Here is a 3,138-nt window from a genome sequence, read left to right on the forward strand (position 1 = left end):
GATCACGAAGGCGCCAGCCTTCACGGCCCGCACCGGAACCGCACTAGCCTCGGCGGCGCTGTAATTGCCGCCGGTGGCGAGCGTCCATCTGCCCCAGAAGGAGCGGGACAGGACGAAATGGCCGACAAGGGCGATGACCAGGAAGATCAACACCACGACCGGAATGCCGAACAGCCGGCCCTTGGCGAATTCGGCTGAGGCGGGATTGCTGCCATAGACGATGACCCCGCCGACAGCCGCCTGGACGATGCCCAGTCCGATCGTGCCAACGCCGAGCGTGGCAATGATGGGATTGATGCCGACATATCCGACCAGGCCCCCGTTGAGCAGGCCTATGAGGCCCGCGAGACCCACCGCCAGCAGGAACGCCGGCAGCGGCCCGATCATCGGCTGCAGCCCGAGCGACAGGATGGCGCCGCAGGCGATGGTGGCCGGCACCGACAGGTCGGCCAGGCCGCCGACCACGAGCACGAAGGTCATGCCGACGACGACGATGCCAACGATAGACATCGAGGTCAGGACGTTGAGCAAATTGCCTGACGTGAAGAAGGCGGGGCTGACGAGGGAGCCGTAGAGCATCACGGCGACGATGGCGAAGGCGAGCCCCGCCTTCGACAGGACATCGACAAGCCTGCTGCCACGCGTAAAGCGGTCGTTGCGGTTCACGCCACCGATCTCCATGGCCGCTTCGCTCAAGCCATCTCCTCCCCGGTGGCCAGCGCCATGATGCGCTCCTCGCTCAATTCGCTGCGCAAGAGAGGCTCGGAGGCATAGCCATCGCGCATCACCACCACGCGGTCGCAGACTCCGAGGATTTCGGGCAGTTCCGACGAGATCATCACGACCGCCATGCCGCCGGCGACGAGTTGGCCGATGATGTGGTGGATCTCGGCCTTGGCGCCGACGTCGACGCCCCGCGTCGGCTCGTCGAGGATCAAGGCCGAAGGTTTGGCGGCAAGCCATTTGGCGATGACCGCCTTCTGCTGGTTGCCGCCCGACAGAAGGCTGATGCGCCGTTCGCCGTCGGGCGGTGAAATCGAAAACTGCTTGACCGAATCCCGGGCAAGCGCGCGATCGGCGCTGCGGCTGATGCGTCCGAAACGGGTCAGGCGGCGCAGGATGGGCAGGCTGATGTTTTCCCGGACCGACATTCCAGGCACGACGCCATCGCCCTTGCGATCTTCCGGAACATAGGCAATGCCTGCCCTGACCGCCTGGGATGGCGAGTTGATCGAGACCTCGCGTCCGTTGACGCTGACCGTGCCCTCGACAAGCCGCGACAGGCCGAAGATTGCGCGGGCAACCTCGGTGCGGCCAGCGCCCACCAAGCCGGTCAAGCCCAGTATCTCGCCGGCGCGCACTTCGAAGCTGACATCGCGGAAGCGCTGTCCGTCGCTGATATGCTCCACGCGCAACACGGACTTGCCGATCGCGGCCGGACTTTTCGGGAAGACATTGCTAACTTCGCGACCGACCATCAGCCTGATCATATCGGCAGCCTTTATGCCCTTGATCGGACGCGTCTCGATCATTGAGCCATCGCGCAGCACCGTCACCTCATCGGCGATTTCGAGCACCTCCTTCAGCCGATGGCTGATGTAGACGATGGCGATGCCGTCATCGCGCATCTTGCGCAGGATCCGGAACAGCGCCGCCGTCTCATGCTCGCTGAGGCTGGATGTCGGCTCGTCCAGCACGATGATCCTCGGCTGCGCCGCATAGGCCTTGGCGATCTCGACGAGCTGCTGCTGGCTGATAGAAAGGTTGCCGAGCCGTTCACGCGGATTAATGGCCGCTCCGAGCTCGTCGAGGACGGCAGCCGCCGCCCTGACCATCTCGCGCTTGCGCAGAAAGGTCCATTTGCCGGGCATGCGGCCGAGATAGACGTTCTCGGCGACGGTCAGGTGGGGGACCAGATTGATTTCCTGGTGCACCATGCGGATGCCGAGCGCCTGGGCGTCGGCGGGCCGGCGCATGCGCACCTCGGCGTCACCGACTTTGATCGTGCCGCTGGTGGGCGCGTAGGATCCGTTGAGGATCTTCATGAGCGTCGATTTGCCGGCGCCGTTCTCACCCACGACCGCATGAACGGTGCCGAATTTCACGGCAAAATTGACGTTGGACAGAGCCTTCACGCCTGGAAAGTTCTTGCTGATGCCTCGCATATCCAAGGCGCAATCGGCGGCGACGGTCATATCTGGCTAGGTTCCTCCTGGCGGCCGGCCGGTGCGCTACATCGGCCTTCGATATGTTAGTATAATAGCGCTGCAAACGCAGTTCGGGCTTCTTCGAACAAGCTTGAATGGCCTGCGCTGTTGAAGATCCAAGCCTCAGTCCCGGACTGAATTTTCCATCGTTCATCCTCACTATTGCACTAATATAACAGTTCTGGCAAGCTGGATTCCGGCGGGTCGTCATGACGTCGTGCGTCACCGACCCCCACGCTTGTATTGGATGCGTTCCAATTGACATTCTAGTATTATCTGGCCATTTCTGGTGAACGAAGACACGGATTTGCAATGGACCTGGATCCTTCGACGCTCAATCGGGCTCTTCCGCTCCGCGATCAGATCTACCACAAGATCCGCAACCTGATCGTCGTCGGGCAGTTGAAGCCGGGAGAGGTCATCAACGAGGTCGCCATCGCGGAGGCCCTGGGGGTGTCTCGCACCCCCGTTCGCGAAGCGGTCAAGCGCATCAGCGACGAGGGCCTGGTCAAGATCCTGGCGCAGACCGGCACCTATGTTGCTCCGATCAGCCGGGCCGACCTGGAAGAAGCCTATGTCATCCGGCGGGCACTGGAGATGGAAAGCGCCCGACGCGCGGCCGCCAAGTTCACAGCGGCAGCCAGCGAATTGCTGGAAGACAACATGGCGGCGCACCGGCTTGCCATATCCCGCGGCAGATATGCCACCGCGATACAACTCGACGATGTCTTCCACCGCACCATAGCCGAGATCTGCGGCCTGCCGATGATCTGGAGAGCCGTCGACATCTCGAAGGCACAGATGGATCGCGGGCGCTATCTCGCTATCCCAAGACCGGGTTATGGCGAACAGACGATCGAGCAGCACGAGGCCATTTTCGACGCGCTGAAGCGCCACGACGCCGAGGGTGCGGCACGGGCCATGGAACATC

Annotated in this window: 3 protein-coding genes; 1 reads left to right on the forward strand and 2 read right to left on the reverse strand. The window is 62.7% G+C overall.

Features of this window, described 5'->3' with window-relative positions; all coding sequences use genetic code 11:
• Positions 1 to 696: ABC transporter permease (locus EN969_RS23820; RefSeq protein WP_245467479.1), on the reverse strand; the 696-nt coding region annotated here is incomplete at its 3' end.
• Positions 693 to 2,195, reverse strand: a complete 1,503-nt coding sequence (locus tag EN969_RS23825; RefSeq protein ID WP_063169854.1) for a sugar ABC transporter ATP-binding protein — start codon at positions 2,193 to 2,195, stop codon at positions 693 to 695. The genes EN969_RS23820 and EN969_RS23825, both read right to left, overlap by 4 nt.
• A 324-nt stretch (positions 2,196 to 2,519) precedes the next feature.
• Here EN969_RS23825 and EN969_RS23830 point away from each other — a divergent pair.
• A partial coding sequence (locus tag EN969_RS23830) for a GntR family transcriptional regulator (protein WP_164758444.1) occupies positions 2,520 to 3,138 on the forward strand: 619 nt, incomplete at its 3' end.

This window comes from Mesorhizobium sp. M7A.F.Ca.CA.003.01.2.1, assembly GCF_003998945.1.
GTDB lineage: Bacteria > Pseudomonadota > Alphaproteobacteria > Rhizobiales > Rhizobiaceae > Mesorhizobium > Mesorhizobium ciceri.

What these genes read in the sequence shown, in the direction of transcription:
- EN969_RS23825 (WP_063169854.1), bottom strand. Translation starts at nt 2,195, where the DNA reads ATGACCGTCGCCGCCGATTGCGCCTTGGATATGCGAGGCATCAGCAAG.